We start from the raw sequence: 18,588 nt of genomic DNA, 5'->3' as shown, positions 1-18,588 counted from the left end.
CTTGATAATTCTCACTCTTTCTGCGGGACGCATCGCCTTGTCCGCCTGGCACCCCGCTCCTAGCGTTAGCGCGGCTCGGGCCAGCCAGGCTCCCCGGACGGGTCACGCCCGCCGACGGCCGCGCCGGGTGGTGACCGCACGCGCCGCCCGGGCGCGTACGGTGTCGGGCGTGATCAGGGTCAGCGGGGGGCTGATGGTGCGGGAGGAGGTCCGACCGCCGGGCCAGGACGGTGCCGTGCGCGTCGCTTCCGACGGGCCACCCGCCGACCCCGGCCGGTGGGGACGGCGTACCCATGACGGGTGAGCTGAACGAGGCGGTCGTCGCGGCGCAGACCGGCGACGAGGACGCCTTCCGGTTCCTCTACCGCAGCCTCCAGCCCGGCCTGCTGCGCTACCTCACCGCGCTGGTCGGCGCGGACGCCGAGGACGTGGCCTCGGAGACCTGGCTGCAGATCTCCCGGGACCTGCCCACGTTCACCGGCGGGGAGTTCCGGGCCTGGACCGTCACCATCGCCCGGAACCGGGCCATGGACCACCTGCGCCGGCAGCGCCGCCGGCCCTCGCTGCCCGTGCCGGTGCAGGCGCTCAGCGACCTGGCGGGCGACGCCGACACCGCCGAGCGGGCCGGCGAGACCCTCGGCACCGAGGCCGCGCTGGCGCTGATCGCCACCCTCCCGCCCCGGGAGGCCGAGGCGGTGCTGCTGCGCGCGGTGATCGGCCTGGACGCCGAGAGCGCCGGGCGGGTGCTCGGCCGGCGGGCCGGCGCGGTGCGGACCGCCGCCCACCGGGGGCTGCGCCGCCTCGCCACGCTCCTCCAGCGCCAGGGCCCGACCCCGGAGGCCACCCCGCCCGCGCCGTCGCCCCGCCCCCGCCCCGGCCGGCCGGCGTCCGGCGCGCCGTACGTCGAGCAGGCGGACGGCTGACGTGAGGGGAAACCGATGAGCTTCCGGCAGCCCGACCGGCCGGACCTGCCCGCCGACCGGGCGGAGTCCGACCGGCTCCTCGACGCCGCGCGCGGCCCCCGCGCGGGCGACGCCGGCCGTCCCGCCGACCCCCTGACCGACCTGCTCGCCGCGGCGGCGGCCCCGGCCCGCCCCGGCGAACTCGCCGGTGAGGAGGCGGCGCTCGCCGGGTTCCGGGCCGCGCGCGCCGCGCCGGCGTCCGCCCCCGCGCGCCGGCCCCGGCGGCGTGGCCGGGGGATCGGGGCGGTCGCCTGGATCGGGGCGGTCGCCGCCACCGCGACCGCCGGTGTCGCCGTCGCCGCGGTCGGCCTGGACCGCGCCGACGACGCCCCGCGCCCGCCCGTCCCGGGCACCGCGCCCGCCGGCCCCGGCGTCTCGGGGCCCACCGGGGCGGGACCCACCGGCTCGGGGCCGACCGGCGGCTCCTCCACCCCCGGCGGCGGGGACGCGACGCCGGGCGCCGCCGGGCCGGGCGCGTCTCCCGGGGCCGCGCCGCCGCCGACGCCCGGCCGCACCCCCGGGCCGGCCGGCACCAGGGCCGCCGCGAACCTGCCGGGGCTGTGCCGGGCGTACCTGGCCAAGCCGGCCGCGCAGCGCGCGAAGGCGCTGACCACCCCGGGATTCGCGCCGCTGGTCGACGCCGCCGGCGGTGCCGCCGAGGTGGAGAGCTACTGCCGACGCCTGGTCCCCGACGCCGGTCCCGCGGATCCGCCGGCGGCCCGCCCCACGCACACCGGTCGACCGGCGTCGAAGGCCACCCCCGCCCCGGACCCCGCCGACCAGGACTGATTCCCGAAACACCTGTTACGGCAAGGCGAGCGGAATTCGTCTGCTAGACAGAGGATGGTCGCAGCGCGGACGCCGGGGCCGGGAAGGGTCAGGCCGTTCCGCCCCGACCGAGGGAGGATCGTCTCGTGGTCACGTCACCGGAGCTGGACCGGACCACCCCGCTGCGAGAGGTGGACGACGCGGTCCGGCACATCGCCAGGATCTGCTTCAAGACCGGCCCACCGACCCGCACCGGTGTCGAACTGGAATGGACCGTGCACGACGCCGCCGACCCCACCCGCCCCGTGGACCGGGAGCGGCTCCGGGCGGCCCTGGGGCCGTACAGCCCCACCACCATCCACGACTCCAGCCCCGCCGCACCGCTCCGGCACGGCAGCGCCGTGACCGTCGAGCCCGGCGGGCAGCTCGAGATCTCCACCGCGCCGCGTTCCTCGGTCGCCGCGCTGGTAGACGCCACGAACGCCGACATCGCCCAGGTCACCGACCTGCTCGGGGCCGCGGGCCTGATGCTCGGGCGCACCGGCATCGACCCGTGGCGGCCGCCCCGGCCGGTGGTCGACACCCCGCGCTACCGCGCCATGCGGTGCGTGTTCGACCGCCACGGCCCCGCCGGCCGGACCATGATGTACAGCACCGCCGGGCTCCAGGTCTGCCTGGACGCCGGCGAACCGGACCAGGTCGCCGCCCGCTGGGCGGCGGCCCACGCGGTCGGTCCGCCGCTGCTCGCCGCGTTCGCCACCGCCGACCGGCACGCCGGGCGGCGCACCGGGTGGGCGTCCGCCCGGATGGCCGCCTGGCTGGCCATCGACCCGGCCCGCACCCGCCCCGTCTGGTCGCCGCAGCGCCCCGACGCCGACCCGGTCGCGGCCTGGACGGCGTACGCGCTGGCGGCCCCGCTGCTCTGCCTGCGCGACGACGCCGCCGACTGGACGCCGCCGCCCGGGGTGACCTTCGGCGACTGGATCGACGGCGCGCTGCCCAGGCCGCCCACCACCGACGACCTGGACTACCACCTGAGCACGCTGTTCCCGGTGGTGCGTCCCCGTGGCTACCTGGAGATCCGCTACCTCGACGCCCAGCCGGGGCCGGACTGGCGGCTGCCGCTGGCGGCGCTCGCCGCCCTGCTCGCCGACCCGGCCACGGTGCGCCGGGCCACGGCCACGGCCACGCCGGTCGCTGACCGGTGGCACGAGGCGGCCCGGCACGGCCTCGGCGACCCGCCGCTGGCGCGGGCCGCCGTCGGCCTGCTCGACCTGGCGCTGGCCGCCCTGCCCCGGCTGGACCTGCCGGCCGACCTGCACGACGAGACGACCCGGGGACTACGGCGGCGGCTGGCCGCCGCGGAGAGGGGATCGCGGTGACGACCATCCACGAGCTCGGCGCGGAGCAACTGCGCAGCCGCATCGCCGCCGAGCTGGCGCGCGCCCGGGCCAGGACCGCCGGGCTCACCGAGGCCGTCGACGACGCCGACCTGCTGCGCCAGCACTCGCCGATCATGTCCCCGCTGGTCTGGGACCTCGCCCACGTGGGCAACCAGGAGGAGCTCTGGCTGGTCCGGGACGTCGGCGGGCGGGAGCCCGTCCGCCGGGACATCGACGACCTGTACGACGCGTTCAAGCAGCCCCGCCGCGACCGCCCCGCGCTGCCGCTGCTGCCGCCCGCCGAGGCCCGCGCCTACCTGGCCACCGTGCGGGACAAGGTGCACGACCTGCTCGACCGGGTGCCGTTCACCGACCGGCCGCTGGTCGCCGACGGGTTCGCCTTCGGCATGATCGTCCAGCACGAGCAGCAGCACGACGAGACGATGCTCGCCACCCACCAGCTGCGCGTCGGCCCGCCGGCGCTGCACGCCCCGGACCCGCCGTCGCCGCGCGTGCGGGTGGCCGACGAGGTCTTGGTCCCGGCCGGGGAGTTCACCATGGGCACCTCCACCGACCCGTGGGCGCTGGACAACGAGCGCCCCGCGCACCCGGTGGACCTGCCCGCGTACGTCATCGACGCCGCACCCGTCACCAACGGCCGCTACCGCGAGTTCATCGCCGACGGCGGGTACGACGACCCGCGCTGGTGGAGCGAGGCCGGCTGGGCGCACCGCACGAAGGCCGGGCTGGCCGCCCCGATGCACTGGCGGCGCGACGGCGACGGCTGGGCGTACCAGCGGTTCGGCCGGTGGTCGCCGGTGCGCGACGACGAGCCGGTGGTGCACGTGTGCTGGTACGAGGCGCAGGCGTACGCGGCGTGGGCCGGCAAGCGGCTGCCCACCGAGGCGGAGTGGGAGAAGGCGGCCCGCTGGGATCCGGCCACCGGCCGGTCCCGCCGCTACCCGTGGGGCGACGAGGAGCCGACCGCCGAGCACGCGAACCTCGGGCAGCGGCACCTGTGGCCCGCGCCGGTGGGCGCGTACCCGGCCGGGGCGTCACCGCTGGGCGTGCACCAGCTGATCGGCGACGTGTGGGAGTGGACGTCCAGCCCGTTCCGGGGGCACCCGGGGTTCGCCGCGTTCCCCTACCGGGAGTACTCGGAGGTGTTCTTCGGCGACGACCACCGGGTGCTGCGCGGCGGCTCCTTCGGCACCGACCGGGCCGCCTGCCGGGGGACGTTCCGCAACTGGGACTACCCGATCCGGCGGCAGATCTTCAGCGGCTTCCGCTGCGCCCGCGACGCCCGACCCGACGAGTCGGGCCGGTGAGGGCCGGTCGCCCCGGGGCCGCCTGATGTGCCGGCACCTGGCGTACGTCGGGCCGCCGGTGAGCCTGCGCGCCCTGCTGTACGACCCGCCGCACTCCCTGGTGCGGCAGTCCTGGGCGCCCCGGGACATGCGGGGCGGCGGGACCGTCAACGCCGACGGCTTCGGCGTCGGCTGGTACCCGCCCGGCGGCGGCGAGCCGGTGCGCTACCGGCGCGGCACGCCGATCTGGGGCGACGCCACCCTGCCGGGGCTGGCGGCGGCGACCACCAGCGGCGCGGTGCTGGCGGCCGTCCGGTCCGCCACGGTCGGCATGCCGGTGCTCGACACCGCCGCCGCCCCGTTCGGCGAGGGGCCGTGGCTGTTCAGCCACAACGGGGTGGTGCGCGGCTGGCCCGACGCGGTGGCCGCGCTCGCCGGCCGGCTGCCCGTACGCGACCTGCTGACCCTCGACGCGCCGACGGACTCCGCGCTGCTGTGGGCCCTGGTGCGGCACCGGCTGCGGACGGGCGAGGACCCGGCGCGGGCGGTCGCCGCCACGGTGGCCGGGGTCGCGGCGGCGGCCCCCGGGTCCCGGCTCAACCTGCTGCTCACCGACGGGCGCACCGTCGTGGCCACCGCCGTCGGCCACGCCCTGTCGCTGCGGCTGGCCCCGGGCGCGGCGCTGCTGGCCTCGGAACCGCACGACGACGACCCCGGCTGGCAGGCGGTGCCGGACGGGCGGCTGGTGGTGGCCACGGCGGCGGGGGCGCGCGTCGACGCGCTGCCCGCCGGCTGAGCGGCGACCGGCCCGCACAGGTGGGGAACGACACGACCGACGGAGGGGACACCCGATGAGCGCGGAACCGCTGGAGATCTACCTGGAGGAGCAGGACCTGGGCCGGAGCCTGCGCGACGACGTCCGCACGGGGCTGACCGCGCGGCCGAAGTGGCTGCCGCCGAAGTGGTTCTACGACGCGCGGGGCAGCGAGCTGTTCGAGGAGATCACCCGCCTGCCGGAGTACTACCCGACCCGGGCCGAGCGGTCGGTGCTGGCACGGCGGGCCGGCGACGTCGCCGAGCTGACCGGGGCCAAGACCCTGATCGAGCTGGGCTCCGGCTCGTCGGAGAAGACCCGGCTGCTGCTGGACGCGTTCACCCGGCGCGGCGGGCTGGGCACGTTCGTGCCGCTGGACGTCTCGGTCAGCGCCCTGCGGCAGTCCACCGAGCAGATCGCCACCGACTATCCCGGCCTGCGGGTACGCGGCATCGTCGGTGACTTCACCCGTCACCTCGACCGGCTGCCCACCGGTGGCCGGCGACTGGTGATCTTCCTCGGCGGCACGATCGGCAACCTGCTGCCGGCCGAGCGGGCCGGCTTCCTCGCCGCCATGCGTGCGTCCCTGGAGCCCGGCGACTGGCTGCTGATCGGCACCGACCTGGTCAAGGACCCGTCGATCGTCGTCCCCGCCTACGACGACGCCGCCGGGGTGACCGCCGAGTTCAACCGCAACGTGCTGCGGGTGGTCAACCGGGAGCTGGGCGCCGACTTCGACCCGGAGGCGTTCGCGCATGTCGCGCTCTGGGACCCGGAGCAGGAGTGGATCGAGATGCGGCTGCGGGCCGAGCGGCCGGTCCGGGCCCGGGTGCTCGACCTCGACGTGGAGTTCGCCGCCGGGGAGGAGCTGCGGACGGAGGTGTCGGCCAAGTTCCGCCCGGCGGGCATCGCCGGGGAGCTCGCGGCCGCCGGCTTCACCGCCCGGGAGTTCTGGACCGACGCCGACGGGCTGTTCGGCGTCACCCTGGCCCGCGCCGACTGAGCAGCGGGTCCGCCCCGCCCCGGCGGCCAGGCGGCGGGCGTGTGGGGTAGGGTGGGGGCGCGAAGGGGAGTAGCCCCCAATGTCGTGGTCGACACACTGGTGCGTTCCGCATCCGGCCACGCGGCCCCACCCTCCGGTGGGGCGGGCGAGACCTTCGACCCAGGCTGTCTACAACAGCCGGGTCGAGGGCGCCCCACACCCCCGGCCCGGCGTCATCGGGAAGGGTGTCATGGAAGGTTTCCTCGTCGCGCTGGCGGTCAGCTTCGGCGTCATCTTCGTCGCCGAGCTGGGCGACAAGTCCCAGCTGATGGCGCTCACGTTCGCCACCCGGTTCAAGCCGATCCCGGTGCTCGTCGGCATCACGGTCGCCACCGCCGTCGTCCACCTGGCCTCGGTCGCCATCGGCTACGGGTTGGGCGCCGCACTGCCCACCGGCTGGATCTCGCTGGTCGCCGGCCTCGCCTTCCTCGGCTTCGGCGTCTGGACGCTGCGCGGGGACAAACTCACCGAGGAGGAGAAGCGCAAGGCCGAGCGCGGCGGCAGGTCGGCCGTCGTCGCGGTGGGCGTGGCGTTCTTCCTCGCCGAGCTGGGCGACAAGACGATGCTCGCCACCATCACCCTCGCCACCAAGTACGGCTGGTTCGGCACCTGGCTCGGCTCCACCCTCGGCATGGTGGCCGCCGACGCGCTGGCGATCCTGGTCGGGCGGCTGCTCGGGCGGCACCTGCCCGAGCGCACCATCCGCTACGGCGCGGCGGTCCTCTTCGCCATCTGCGGCCTCTGGCTGATCTTCGAGGCCGTCGCCGAGCTCTGACCGACAGGGCCGTCGCCGGGCGCCGAGCTGCGGGGCCGTCGCCGGGCTCGACCGGCGGCGGTGACTACCCGCCGGCGCGCCGGGTAACGGCCCCGGGTGAGCTGGGACGACATCCTGCGTACCGGCGACCACCTGGCGGTCGCCGTCGTGGAGGTCGCCGGCGCGGCGGTCATCTTCGTCGGCGCGGTCTGGGCGGCGCTGCGGTTCGTGGTCGAGGGGCTACGGCACCGCAGCGCCGCCGTCTTCACCCCGATCCGGTTGACCCTCGGCCGGTTCCTCACCCTCGGGCTGGAGTTCCAGCTCGCCGCGGACATCCTGCGTACCGCCGTGTCGCCGACCTTCGACCAGATCGGCAAGCTGGCGGCCATCGCCGCCATCCGGACGGCGTTGAACTTCTTCCTCCGGCGCGAGATCGCCCAGGAGAAGCGCCAGATCGACCCCGACCGGCCGGCGGACCCGGCGGCGGAGTCCTCCCGCGCGGCGCGGCCGGGGGCCCCGGCGTCGTCCGCCGCGGCCCCGGAGCCCGGGGGCCCGTCGTGACGGCCCCGCTGCCGTCGGTCGTGACCGCCGTCGCGCTGCTCGTCGGCCTGGCGACCCTGGCGGCCACCGGGTCGTGGCGGCGCGCGCTGCGGGTGCTGCTGGACCTGCTGACGGCGGCCGGGCTGCTCCGTCTCACCGGCGACCAGGGGTGGACGCAACTGGCCGGGGCCGCCGCGATCGTGGCGGTGCGCACCGCGCTGTGGCGCGTGGTGGTGGCCACCACGCCGCCGGGCGGGACGGGGCGGCCCGCGGTCCGGCGGGGCCGAGCGCGCTGCGGGGCGGACGATCACGCCTTACCGTGAGCGACAAGAGGCGATTATGGCGATATCTGGAGGGAAAAGGTATGAGTCGGCACGACGAGCCCAACGAGTACGGTTTCGCCGGCGGCGCCACCGCCCCCGAGCCGCCGGCCGGCGGCCGGCCCGACGAACAGGACCTCGCCGAGGAGGTGGCGGTGCCCGGCGACGACCTCACCGGGCCGGTCAGCGACGCGCTGAGCGAGGAGACGGAGCAGGCGGAGGAGGACGGGCCGGCCGGTAGCCGCCGCTGAGGCGTCGGCAGGAGGGCGAGCCCGCCGGGCGTCGCCGCGAAGCGTCCACAGGGGTCGCCGGGAGTGCCCGGCGGCCCCTGTCCCGTCCGCGCCCGGCGGGACGCGGGGGACGGACGGGCGCGCGCCGTCGTCCGCCGTGCCCGCCCCACGTCACCTCGGCCGTCCGAACCGAGTTGGTCCCGGCGTGGAGAAGGACCTTCGATATCCGGCGAGTGCCGTTTTCATCCTTATTGCCGTCTTTGTGCCTTTGAATCCTCTACAGTCGGTTCGACCGGATGCGCTGGTGGGGCCGGCGGAATGAAGGGCCGCCCCGTGACTGCTGAGGGAGCTTTGGTGCTTGACATGTCGACCACACTGATCGGACGGAGGCTTCGCGCCTGATGGACGTTCGCGATTTCCTCCGGACCGTCCGGCGTAGCTGGTGGGTGGTCCTGCTCTCCGTCATGGTGGGCCTCGCGGTCGCCGCGCTGGTCACGGTCCGGACCGAGCCCCGCTACGCGGCCTCGGTGACCTTCTTCGTCACCACCCCCAACCAGGGCGTCACCGACGCCTACCAGGGCAACGTCTTCATGCAGCAGCGCGTCAAGTCGTACGCCGACCTGTTGCAGAGCGACCGGCTGGCGCAGAGTGTCGTCGGCAAGACCCCGCTCGGGCTGACCGCCGAGGAGGTGCAGGCGCGCGTCAGCGCCGCCGCCCTCCCCGACACCGTCCTGCTGCGCGGCACCGTCACCGACACCGACGCCACCCGCGCGCTGCGGCTGACCGAGGCGATCACCACCCAGTTCGTCGACCTGGTCAAGGAGGTGGAGTCCGCCGGGGAGGGGCGAACCCCGCCGGTCAAGGTCGAGGTGATCAGCGGCCCCCGGGTCGACTCCAGCCCGGTGTCGCCCAACCCGGCACGCAACCTGGCCCTCGGCGCGCTCGGCGGCCTGCTCGGCGGCATCGCCCTGGCGCTGCTGCGGACGCGGCTGGACACCCGGCTGCGGGACTCGGTCGCCCTCCAGCGCGCCACCGGCAGCCCGCTGCTCGGTGAGATCCCGTTCGACGCCGCCGCCCGCACCGCGCCGCTGATCGTCGGCGACGCGGCCACCTCCCCCCGGGCCGAGGCGGTACGCAAGCTGCGGACCAACCTGCGCTTCGTCGACGTGCACGAGCCCGCCCGGGTGATCGCGGTGACCAGCGCGTTGCAGGGGGAGGGGAAGACCACCCTGTCCTGCAACCTCGCCATCGCCCTCGCCGAGGCCGGTTGGCGGGTCGCCCTGGTCGACGCGGACCTGCGCCGGCCCAAGGTGGCCGAGTACCTGGGCATGGAGGCCGGGGTGGGGCTGACCGACGTCCTGCTCGGCGACGTCAGCGTGGGCGACGTGGTGCAGCGGTGGGGCGACAAGTCCCTGCTCGTGCTGCCCGCCGGCTCGGCGCCGCCCAACCCCAGCGAGCTGCTCGGCTCGAAGGCGATGGCGGACCTGCTGCTGGTGCTGCGGGAGTCGGCGGACATCGTGGTCATCGACACCGCGCCGCTGCGCACCGTCACCGACGGCGTGGTCGTCGCCGTCCAGGCCGACGGGGCCCTGATGGTCAGCCGCTACGGCCGCACCGACCGTGGTCAGGTCGGCGCCGCCGCGCAGGCGCTCCAGGCGGTCTCCGTGCGGCTGCTCGGCTGCGTGCTGAACATGGCCAAGCTCGGCCGCGCCGAGACCTACCAGTACGAGAGCTACCGGGTGGAGGTGCCGGCCGGACCGGCCGCCGCCCCGCCGAGTTACGCCGACGCCGCGCCGGCCGCCCGCAACGGGGCGTACCCCGGCCCCGAGCAGACGATCCCCGACCCGACGCAGGAACTCACCCGGCTGCCTCGATGAGCGCCGCAACCGGTGCCAGCGACCGCTCGATCTCCTGCGCGCAGCGCCGGAAGTCGGCTGGCCCGCCGCCGATCGGGTCGAGCAGGTCGTCCTCGTCCGGGGTGGCCGGTTGCAGGAGCCCCCGGGCCAGGGCCGCGGCCCGCACCGCCGCCCGCAGGGCGCCGACGTCCACGCCGTCCGGCGCCCCGGCCGCCCCGGCGAGCCGCCCGAACTGCCGCAGGGTGAAGGTGCGGTGCAGGGCGGCGGGCAGGCGCGAGACGCAGGCCGACCGCTGGCGTCGGGTGGAGGTCAGCACCAGCGCGGCGTCGGCCAGGTGGGCGGTGGTCAGCGCCCGGCTGCGGAAACCGGCCGGGTCGCGCCCCGTCTCGGCGGCCACCTCGGCCGCGTACGGGTGCATCGGCCGGCCGTCGACCGCGTCGGTGCCGGCGCTGGCCACCTCGATCGGCAGCTTCGCCATGAGCTGCGCGGCCAGGAACTCGGCCATGGGCGAGCGGCACAGGTTGGCGTGGCAGACGAACAGGATGCGGTCGGCCATCGGCGGTTCTCCCAGCGTTCCGGTCGCGGTGCGGCCCGTGGAATCGTATGCGCCCGCCGGCACGTTCCGTGTCCGCGCCACGCCGGTGTGTCATCGCGGGGCGGGGAGGCTCCGGTGAGGATCGGCATCCTGTCCTACCACTTCCCGCCCGAGCCGGCCTTCGTCCCCGGCAGCCTCGCCGAGCAGCTGGCCGCGCGCGGCCACGAGGTCCGCGTGTTGACCGGTTTCCCGGACTATCCCGGCGGTCGGGTCTATCCGGGCTGGCGGCAGCGGTGGCGCTACGAGACCCGCAGCGAGCGGCTCACGGTGCGGCGGGTGCCGCGCTGGTCGGCCGGGGACGCCTCCGTGCGCGCCCGCCTGGCGGGGTGGCTCTCCTTCGCCGCGAGCGCCGGCACGATCGGCCGGGGCCACCTGGCCGGCGTCGACGTGCTCTACGTGCACCAGCTTCCCGCCGCGACCTTCGCGGCGGCCGGCCTGCTGCGGCTGCTGGGCGCGGTGCCGACGGTGCTGCACGTGCAGGACGTCCACCCGGAGCTGGAGGCCCAGGGCGCGACGCCGACCCCCTGGTCCGCCCGGGTGGCCGCCGCGACCCGGTGGCTCTACCGCTCGGCCGACCTCGTCGCGGTCGCCGCGCCCGGCATGCGCGACCTGGTGGTCGCCGGCGGCGCCGATGCGGGGCGGGTGCGGCTGGTGCTCAACTGGACCGACGAGCGGCTGTTTCATCCGGCCGAGCCGACCCGGGAGGCGCGCCGCCTCGTCCGGGGCGACGGCCGCTGCGTGGTGATGCACGCCGGCACCATCGGCGCCCGGCACGGGCTGGACACGGCCGTGCGCGCCGCCGCGCCGCTGCGCGGCACGATGGACCTGGTCCTGGTCGGCTCGGGCCCGGACGAGGAGCGGGTCCGGCGGCTCGCCGGGGAGCTGGGCACCGACAACGTCCGGTTCGTCGCGCGGCGCTCGCCGCTGGAGATGGCCGACCTGTACGCCGCCGCCGACTACCAGCTGGTGATGCTGCGCGACCTGCCGGAGCTGCGCGGGACGGTCCCAGGCAAGCTGCAGGCCGCGTTCGGCTGCGCGTCGCCGGTGGTGGCGTCGGCGGGCGGCGACACCGTCGAGATCGTGGAGCGCGCCCGGGCCGGGCTCTCCTGCCCGCCGGAGGACTGGGCGACGCTGGCCGACCGCTTCTGGCTGGCCGCCACCATCCCGTCGGCGGCCCGGGTGGAGATGGGCCGCCGCGGCCGCGAGGCGTACCTGCGCGACATGTCGCTGCGCGGCGGGGTCGACGAGGTCGAGCGGCTGCTCCAGGAGGCGGTCGCCGCGCGGCGCGTGCGCCGCCCCGCCGAGCGGGTCCGCCGTTCGGAACCTCGGGCCTAAATCCACCATAACGGCGCGAAGCGGGTAAAGCACGTGCTAGAAAATGATGAATCGTCATTTCTGTCCGTTTTCTGAGTGGAGTTGGCGTTGACTGAAACCGAGCAGCCCCGCCACCGAGGGCGACGGTCCCGGCGGCGCGCCAGGGCCCGGGCCCGTCGCGCCCTGCTCGCCGGCCTGGTCGTCGGTTCGCTGGCGCTGCTGAGCGTCGGCTGGGTGGGCTTCCGGGGCTGGCAGGCCCGCACCCACCTGCTCAACGCCGCCGCCCTGGCCCAGCAGCTCAGCTCCGAGGTGGTGGGAGCCGACACCGAGCGGGCCCAACGCACCCTCTCGGCCCTGCAGGTGCAGGCCGGCGCGGCCCGGGACGCCACCGACGACCCGGGCTGGTGGGCCGGGCAGCACGCCCCGTTCGCCGGGGACGACCTGACCGCGGTGCGGCAGATCGCGGTGGCGATCGACGACCTCGCCCGGGAGGCGTTCCCCACCCTGCTGCGCACCGACCTGTCGACCCTGCTGCCCGGCAAGGGACGGCTGGACGTGCGCCGGCTGAAGGCCGTCGCGGCGGAGCTCACCGCCACCAACGAGGTGGTCCAGCGCACCCACGCCCGCCTCGCCGCCGTGCCCGGCGACACCCTGGTCGAGCCGGTACGCGACGCCGTGGCCGAACTGCGTACGCAGCTCGACCAGCTGGCCACGCTCACCCGGGCCGCCGACGGCGCCGCCCGGCTGCTGCCGCCCCTGCTCGGCGCGGCCGGCCCGCGCAGCTACCTGATGGTGTCGCAGAACCCGGCGGAGCTGCGCGCCACCGGCGGCATGTTCGGCGCGTACGCCGTGATCGAGGCCAGGGACGGCCAGCTCCGGATGGGCACCCAGGGCACCAGCGCCCAGCTGGGCCTGTTCGACCCGCCCCTGAAGCTCAAGCCGGAGATCCGCAACCTCTACACCGACCTGCCCGGCATGTACCCGGCGGACGTCAACCTGACCCCGCACTTCCCGACCGCCGCCGCGCTGTTCCGCCAGATGTACCGCAAGCGCACCGGCGAGACCGTCGACGGCGTCCTCGCCGTCGACCCGGTGGTGCTGTCCTACCTGCTCAAGGTCACCGGCCCCGTGCCGGTGCCGGGCCACACCACCCTGGTCGGCGACAAGGCGGTGCGGACCCTGCTCTCCGACGCCTACCAGCGGATGGACGCGGAGGAGCAGGACCAGTTCTTCGCCGCCTCGGCGACCGCCGCGTTCGACACCTTCTTCACCCGCGAGGTGGACCCCCGGGCCTACCTGTCCGCACTGGACCGGGCCATCACGGAACGGCGGGTGCTGTTCTGGAGCGCCCACCCGGAGGAACAGCGGGTCATCGAGGCCAACCGGCTCGCCGGCTCGCTGCCGGAGAAGGAGGACGTGCCCACCGTCGGCGTGTTCCTCAACGACGGCAGCGGCGCGAAGCTCGGCTACTACCTGCGGCCGGCGGCGACGCTGACCGTCGGGCAGTGCCGCCCCGACGGCCGCCGCGAGCTGCGGCTGCGCTTCACGCTGCACTCGACCGCCCCGCAGCGCGGGCTGTCGACGTCGGTGCTCGGCCTCGGCCTCGCCGGCGACCCCTACACCGCCCGCACGCTCGTCTCCGTCTACAGCCCGGCCGGCGGCGCGGTGCTGCGCACCCGGCTCGACGGCGAGGAGGTGGCCGTCGGCAGCGGCACCGAGCGCCGCCGGCAGGTCGTCGTCGCCAACGTCGAGGTGCGTCCCGGTGCCACCCGGACCGTCGAGGTCGACGTGCTGACCGGCAGGAACGGCAGCGCCAGCACCGACGCCGACCTCTGGCTCACCCCGACCGCCACCCCATGGACCACCCACATTGATTCCGCACCACACTGCGATTAGTAGGAGGGAACCCATCATGCGGCTATCCCGCATCATCATGGCGCTCACGATCGGCCTTGCCGTCGTGGCCGCGCCGACCGCGGCGGGGGCGGCGCAGCCGCAGCCGACACCGTCGCCGACCGGCTCACTACAGCCGACGCCGTATCCGCCACAGCCGCCGGTGCTGACGGTGAACCCGTCGACGATCTACGTCGGTGACACGACCACCCTCACCGGCTTCGGGTTCGGGCCGAACGAGGTCGTCGCCATCACCGTCACGATCACGCCGCTGGCCGCCGGCCTGCCCGGCGGGGCGTCGGCACAGCGCAGCGACGGCAGCACCGTGGCGATGGCACCGGTGGCGTTCCAGGCGGCTGCCCCGACGTTCTTCACGGTCGTGACCGACTCGGCGGGGAACTTCACCACCACCTACACGCCGGACACGCCCGGGCAGTACCTGTTCACGGCGGTCGGCCAGACCACGGGCCGGACGGCGAGCGCCACGCTGACCGTGCTCCCGCGGCCCCAGCCGTCGCCGTCGCCGACGTACCACCCGACGCACAAGCCCTGGCCGCCGCACGGCAAGCTGCCCGTGACGGGCGACAACCTGGGCACCCCGCTCGCGGTGGGCGGTGGGCTCGTCGGGGTCGGTGTGGTGCTGATGCTCGCCGGCCTGGCCTGGCGTCGCCGGTCACGCTTCGGCGGGTCGACGCGCTGACCACGCTGAGCCGGGCAGTGCCCGCGCAGTGAGGACGACGGTGCCCGTCCGGGGATCCCCGGACGGGCACCGTCGTCGTGCCGTCACCTCCGCGCGTGCCGGCCGGCCTTCCGGCCGGCCCGCGCGTGCCGGTGGTCGAACAGGGCGGCGACCAGGCCCAACGAGATGATCCCCATGGCCAGCAGCAGCGCGTGCCGCACCGCCGTCGCCCAGTTCCCGTCGCTGTCGGACAGCGCCGAGAACAGCACCGAGCCGACGGCGGCGATACCGGCCGCCGAGCCGATCCGCTGACCGGTCTGGAGCATGCCGGCGGCGCTGCCCGCCTGCGGCACCGGCACCTGGGCCAGGGTGAGGGTCTGGTTGGGCGTGATGACCAGGCCGCTGCCCAGCCCCGCGACCAGCAGCGGCACGGCCGTCAGCAGCGGCACCGACGTGCGCGGGTCGTCGCGCAGCACGAACACCACCGCGCCCAGGCCGAGCAGCACGACCAGCAGGCCGGTGGCGACCAGCGGGCGGCCGTACCGGTCGACGATCCGGCCGCCGATCGCCGACGCGGCGGCCGAGCCCAGTGCGAACGGCGTGATGGCCAGGCCCGCGACCAACGGCCGGTAGCCGAGGCCGTTCTGGAGGTAGAGCGTGAGGACGAAGAAGATCGCGGTGAACCCGCCGAAGTAGAGCAGCGCGATCAGCGAGCCCAGGGCGTACGAGCGGAAGCCGAACAGCCGCAGGTCGAACAGGGGCGGGCCGCGCCGGGCGTACCGGCGTTCCCAGAGCCCGAAGGCGGCCAGCACCACGAGCCCGGCGGGGACCAGCAGCCACGCCCACGGGCTGTGCCACTGCTCCCGCTGCACCAGCGGCAGCAGCACGAGCACGACCCCGACGCCGAGCAGCAGCACCCCGACCGGGTCGAGGCGCCGGCCCTGCGCCGCTCCCGCGGCTTCCGTGACCTCCGCCGGCTGCGTCGGCAGCAGCCGCCAGCCGAGGACGATCGCGACGATCCCCACCGGGACGTTGACGAAGAAGACCCACCGCCAGCCGTCCTGCTCGCCGCCGGCCTGGATCAGCAGCCCGCCGAGCAGCGGCCCGACCGCGGTGGAGACGCCGATGGTCGCGCCGAGCAGCCCGAACGGCCGACCGCGTTCGGGGCCCCGGAAGAGCTGCTGGATCAGGCCGGTGACCTGCGGGTTGACGATCCCGGCGGCCACCCCCTGCAACAGCCGGGCGGCGACCAGCCAGCCGGGGGACCGGGACAGCCCGGCCAGGGCGCTGGTCAGCGTGAACAGGGCGATCCCGACGACGAACGCGGTGCGCCGGCCCCGGGCGTCGCCGAACCGCCCGGCCGGCACCAGCACCAGCCCGAACGTGAGGGCGTAGCCGGACAGCACCCACTGCAGGTCGCTCGGCGTCGCGCCCAGCGCGCGGTCGATCGACGGGACCGCCACGTTGACGATGCTCACGTCCAGCAGGGTCATGAACGCCGCGACCAGGCCGACCCCGAGCGCCTGCCACCGGCGTCGGTCGTCGACCCGGCCCGCCGGCCGGCTCACGCCATCTGGCGGGCGCACCAGCGCGGGCCGAAGTCCAGCCCGGCCATGGGGGAGTCCTCCCGGTGCAGGAGGTTCTTCTCCGTCAGCAGCCGCAGGGGAGCGTGCACCTCCTCCTCGGTCAGCCCCGACTCCTGCGCGATCAGGTCGGGGTAGGGCACCTGCCCGCGGACCTCCAGCGCCGCCACCGCCTCGTAGACCCGCTCCTCGACCTCCGACAGACGCACCTGCTGCATGGCTTCCTCCTCGGTCACCGCCCGCGCGGCGGGCGGAGCTGCGCTGCGCGGTTACCCGCCGGTCCACCGTTGATGCCCGCCCGCGCCCCGGATTCGGCCCGCGTCGCGCCGTTGCGCCGCACGGCCCGGCGACCGGCCGTGCCCTAGGCTGCAACGGTGATCAACTGGGACCTTGTCGTCGTCGGCGGCGGCCCCGCCGGGCTCACCGCCGCCCACGTCGCGGCCACCGCCGGGCTGCGCACCCTGGTCGTCGAACGCGCCGCGCACCCCCGGTACAAGACCTGCGGCGGCGGGCTGATCGGCACCTCCCTCGCGGCCGTCGCCGGCCGGATCGACGTCCCCGCGCACGACCGGGTCGACCGGGTGACGTTCACCCGCGACGGCCGGCGCGAGTTCACCCGCCGGCACGCCGCCGGGCCGCTGATCGCGATGGTGCGCCGCGACGAGTTCGACGACCGGCTGCGGGCCGCCGCCGTCGCCGCCGGGGCGCAGCTGCGCGAGCGGGTCGCGGTCCGCGCCGTGGAACAGGACCCCGACGGGGTACGCCTGCGGCTCGCGGACGGCGAGGTCGTGCACGCGCGCACGGTGATCGGGGCCGACGGCTCCTCCGGGGTGACGGCCCGGCACGTCGGCGTGCGGTACCGGCAGGTCGACCTCGGCCTGGAGCTGGAACTGCCGGTGCCCGAGGCGCAACGGCGTCGCTGGCGCGGCCGGCTGCTGCTGGACTGGGGGGCGATCCCCGGCTCCTACGCGTGGGTGTTCCCCAAGGGCGACACGTTGACCGTCGGGGTCATCGCCGGCCGGGGCGCGGGGGAGCGGACCCGGGCGTACCTGCGCGACTTCGTCGACCGGCTCGGCCTGGCCGGGGTGGACCCGGAGCACGACTCCGGGCACCTGACCCGGTGCCGGGCCGACGACTCGCCGCTGCGCCACGGCCGGGTGCTGGTCGCCGGCGACGCCGCCGGCCTGCTGGAGCCGTGGAGCCGCGAGGGCATCAGCTACGCGCTGCGCTCCGGCGCGCTCGCCGGCGCCGCCGTCGTCGACGGCGACCTGGACGGCTACCGGCGGGCCGTGGACCGGGACCTGACGCCGTCGATGCGCGCCGGGCACCGGCTGCTGGAGGTGTTCTCCCGCCAGCCGGGCGTCTTCCACGCCCTGCTGGCCACCCCGGCCGGGTGGCGGATGTTCGTCCGGTTCTGCCTGGGCCGGGCGAGCTTCGACGAGACGCTGACCCGTGCTCCGGTGCGGGCGGCGCTGGCGCTGCTGGACCGGCTCCCGCCGGCCCGTCGGGTCCGCACCGGCCCGGCCACGTCCGACTGAGCGGCGGGCGCGCAGGATGCCGCGTCGTCACCGTCCCGTACCGAATGGTGACGCGGCGCTACAATCGGGCGGCGGCGTCCCCATTGGTTCTCCCTCCCGAGGTTGGTGACGTAGTTGCCTGGCAAGAAGGCGGCCGCCCGACGACGACGGCCGGAGGTCCGAGAGAGTGAGCCGATCTCGCGCGACAGGTGGCTGTCGCGCGAGCTCGTGGCGGCGGTCGTCGCCGTCGGCGTCACCGTGGTCGGCGGGCTGGGCCTCGCTGCCGGCCAGAAGTGGCTCGGGCTCGGTGGCGACAAGCCCGCGCCGTCGCCCGCGCCCAGCGGCGATCCGATCAAGATCAACAAGATCACCCTCGTGCCCAGGGACAACGACAACACCTGGGTGTTTCCCGAGGCGGTCGGCGCGCAGACCCTCGGGCAGATCGAGGACGAGTTCCAGGCGTACGAAAAGAGCAGCCACGACATCATGCGCTCCCACGGCGGCGTCGAGAACGGCGTCTCCACGGTGGAGCTGGAACTTGAGGGCAACCGCGAGAAGGCCGTGCGGCTGACCGACATCGCCATCCGCCCGCGCTGTCGTGAGCCGCTGACCGGCGGGCTCTTCGACAACCGCCCGCAGGGAGCCGCGGAGACCGTCCAGGTCGGCTACGACCTCGACCGCGACCCCGTCTTCGCGCAGAAGGCCCGTACGGACGACAACGACATGCTGCCGCGGTTGACCGGCAACTACTTCGCCGACCAGAAGTACGCGCTCAAGCGGGGCGAGCAGGCCACCTTCCGGCTCTCCGCCGTGACCAGGAAGCGATACTGCGAATACACCTTCGAGCTGGAATACCTGGCCGACGGCAAGCCCGGCTCGACGACCGTCGACAACCAGGGCCAGCCGTTCCGGGTGACGGCCCTGGTCGTCCGGGGCGGCGAGGTCGACTGCTCCGCATACCGGCAGGTGTACCGGTCATCGGGGCGGGGCTGGGTCCCGGTGCCGAAGTCTTCCCCGTGCGGTGGGTGAGGA

At 75.6% G+C, this 18,588-nt stretch carries 19 protein-coding genes; 16 read left to right on the top strand and 3 right to left on the bottom strand.

All coding sequences use genetic code 11. The annotated features are described in order from the left end of the window. Positions 1-293 precede the first annotated feature (293 nt). The 11 genes from O7628_RS29430 (at position 294) to O7628_RS29380 (ending at position 9,996) form a co-directional block, all read left to right on the top strand. The gene (locus tag O7628_RS29430; protein ID WP_278135577.1) at positions 294-923 is read left to right on the top strand and encodes an RNA polymerase sigma factor; all 630 of its coding nucleotides are present in this window, start codon (positions 294-296) and stop codon (positions 921-923) included. 15 nt (positions 924-938) lie between these two features. Beyond that, positions 939-1,751: a hypothetical protein gene (locus tag O7628_RS29425; protein WP_278135575.1), complete on the top strand. Its 813-nt coding sequence runs from the start codon at positions 939-941 to the stop codon at positions 1,749-1,751. Between the two features lie 125 nt (positions 1,752-1,876). Then, positions 1,877-3,112, top strand: coding sequence for an ergothioneine biosynthesis glutamate--cysteine ligase EgtA (gene egtA, locus O7628_RS29420; RefSeq protein ID WP_278135573.1), 1,236 nt, complete (start codon positions 1,877-1,879; stop codon positions 3,110-3,112). Next, a complete protein-coding gene (egtB, locus tag O7628_RS29415; RefSeq protein WP_278135571.1) occupies positions 3,109-4,440 on the top strand; it encodes an ergothioneine biosynthesis protein EgtB in 1,332 nt (443 codons plus the stop codon). The genes egtA and egtB overlap by 4 nt, the downstream gene beginning before the upstream one ends. Positions 4,441-4,465: 25 nt before the next feature. Further along, entirely contained in the window at positions 4,466-5,215 is a 750-nt protein-coding gene (gene egtC, locus O7628_RS29410; RefSeq protein ID WP_278135570.1) for an ergothioneine biosynthesis protein EgtC, read from the top strand. A 55-nt stretch (positions 5,216-5,270) separates the two neighbouring features. Beyond that, positions 5,271-6,236, top strand: a complete 966-nt coding sequence (gene egtD, locus O7628_RS29405) for an L-histidine N(alpha)-methyltransferase (RefSeq protein ID WP_178065281.1) — start codon at positions 5,271-5,273, stop codon at positions 6,234-6,236. A gap of 229 nt (positions 6,237-6,465) precedes the next feature. Then, a complete protein-coding gene (locus O7628_RS29400; protein WP_278135568.1) occupies positions 6,466-7,050 on the top strand; it encodes a TMEM165/GDT1 family protein in 585 nt (194 codons plus the stop codon). A gap of 96 nt (positions 7,051-7,146) precedes the next feature. Further along, entirely contained in the window at positions 7,147-7,590 is a 444-nt protein-coding gene (locus O7628_RS29395; protein ID WP_278135566.1) for a DUF1622 domain-containing protein, read from the top strand. Next, entirely contained in the window at positions 7,587-7,892 is a 306-nt protein-coding gene (locus O7628_RS29390; protein ID WP_278135564.1) for a hypothetical protein, read from the top strand. Before O7628_RS29395 ends, O7628_RS29390 begins: the two co-directional genes overlap by 4 nt. A 41-nt stretch (positions 7,893-7,933) precedes the next feature. Further along, a complete protein-coding gene (locus O7628_RS29385; RefSeq protein ID WP_278135562.1) occupies positions 7,934-8,140 on the top strand; it encodes a hypothetical protein in 207 nt (68 codons plus the stop codon). A 380-nt stretch (positions 8,141-8,520) separates the two neighbouring features. Beyond that, positions 8,521-9,996, top strand: coding sequence for a polysaccharide biosynthesis tyrosine autokinase (locus O7628_RS29380; RefSeq protein ID WP_278135560.1), 1,476 nt, complete (start codon positions 8,521-8,523; stop codon positions 9,994-9,996). Here O7628_RS29380 and O7628_RS29375 read toward each other — a convergent pair. Then, the gene (locus O7628_RS29375; protein WP_278135559.1) at positions 9,977-10,531 is read right to left on the bottom strand and encodes a low molecular weight phosphatase family protein; all 555 of its coding nucleotides are present in this window, start codon (positions 10,529-10,531) and stop codon (positions 9,977-9,979) included. The genes O7628_RS29380 and O7628_RS29375 overlap by 20 nt on opposite strands. Positions 10,532-10,645: 114 nt before the next feature. Between O7628_RS29375 and O7628_RS29370 the strand changes: the two genes are divergently transcribed. The 3 genes from O7628_RS29370 (at position 10,646) to O7628_RS29360 (ending at position 14,477) form a co-directional block, all read left to right on the top strand. Further along, positions 10,646-11,905 carry a glycosyltransferase family 4 protein gene (locus tag O7628_RS29370; RefSeq protein ID WP_278135556.1) on the top strand — a complete coding sequence of 420 codons (1,260 nt, stop codon included), beginning with the start codon at positions 10,646-10,648 and terminating at the stop codon, positions 11,903-11,905. 87 nt (positions 11,906-11,992) lie between these two features. Then, positions 11,993-13,780 (top strand): DUF4012 domain-containing protein, encoded by a 1,788-nt coding sequence (locus tag O7628_RS29365; RefSeq protein WP_278135554.1) that lies wholly within the window; start codon positions 11,993-11,995, stop codon positions 13,778-13,780. 16 nt (positions 13,781-13,796) lie between these two features. Beyond that, entirely contained in the window at positions 13,797-14,477 is a 681-nt protein-coding gene (locus O7628_RS29360; protein ID WP_278135552.1) for a hypothetical protein, read from the top strand. Positions 14,478-14,560: 83 nt separating this feature from the next. Here the strand turns inward: O7628_RS29360 and O7628_RS29355 are convergent, their stop codons facing one another. After that, complete coding sequence (locus O7628_RS29355; RefSeq protein ID WP_278135550.1) at positions 14,561-16,024, bottom strand: MFS transporter; 1,464 nt, start codon at positions 16,022-16,024, stop codon at positions 14,561-14,563. Then, entirely contained in the window at positions 16,021-16,257 is a 237-nt protein-coding gene (locus O7628_RS29350; RefSeq protein WP_074477385.1) for a hypothetical protein, read from the bottom strand. Before O7628_RS29350 ends, O7628_RS29355 begins: the two co-directional genes overlap by 4 nt. A gap of 156 nt (positions 16,258-16,413) precedes the next feature. Here O7628_RS29350 and O7628_RS29345 point away from each other — a divergent pair, with 156 nt between their 5' ends. Continuing rightward, the gene (locus O7628_RS29345; RefSeq protein WP_278135549.1) at positions 16,414-17,577 is read left to right on the top strand and encodes a geranylgeranyl reductase family protein; all 1,164 of its coding nucleotides are present in this window, start codon (positions 16,414-16,416) and stop codon (positions 17,575-17,577) included. 114 nt (positions 17,578-17,691) lie between these two features. Next, positions 17,692-18,585 (top strand): hypothetical protein, encoded by an 894-nt coding sequence (locus tag O7628_RS29340; protein ID WP_278135547.1) that lies wholly within the window; start codon positions 17,692-17,694, stop codon positions 18,583-18,585. Positions 18,586-18,588 lie beyond the last annotated feature (3 nt).

It is taken from the genome of Micromonospora sp. WMMD956, from assembly GCF_029626125.1.
In the GTDB taxonomy this organism is placed as follows: Bacteria; Actinomycetota; Actinomycetes; order Mycobacteriales; family Micromonosporaceae; genus Micromonospora; species Micromonospora carbonacea.
Note: the sequence above shows the minus strand (reverse complement) of the source record. Positions and strands in the feature narration are given on the sequence as shown.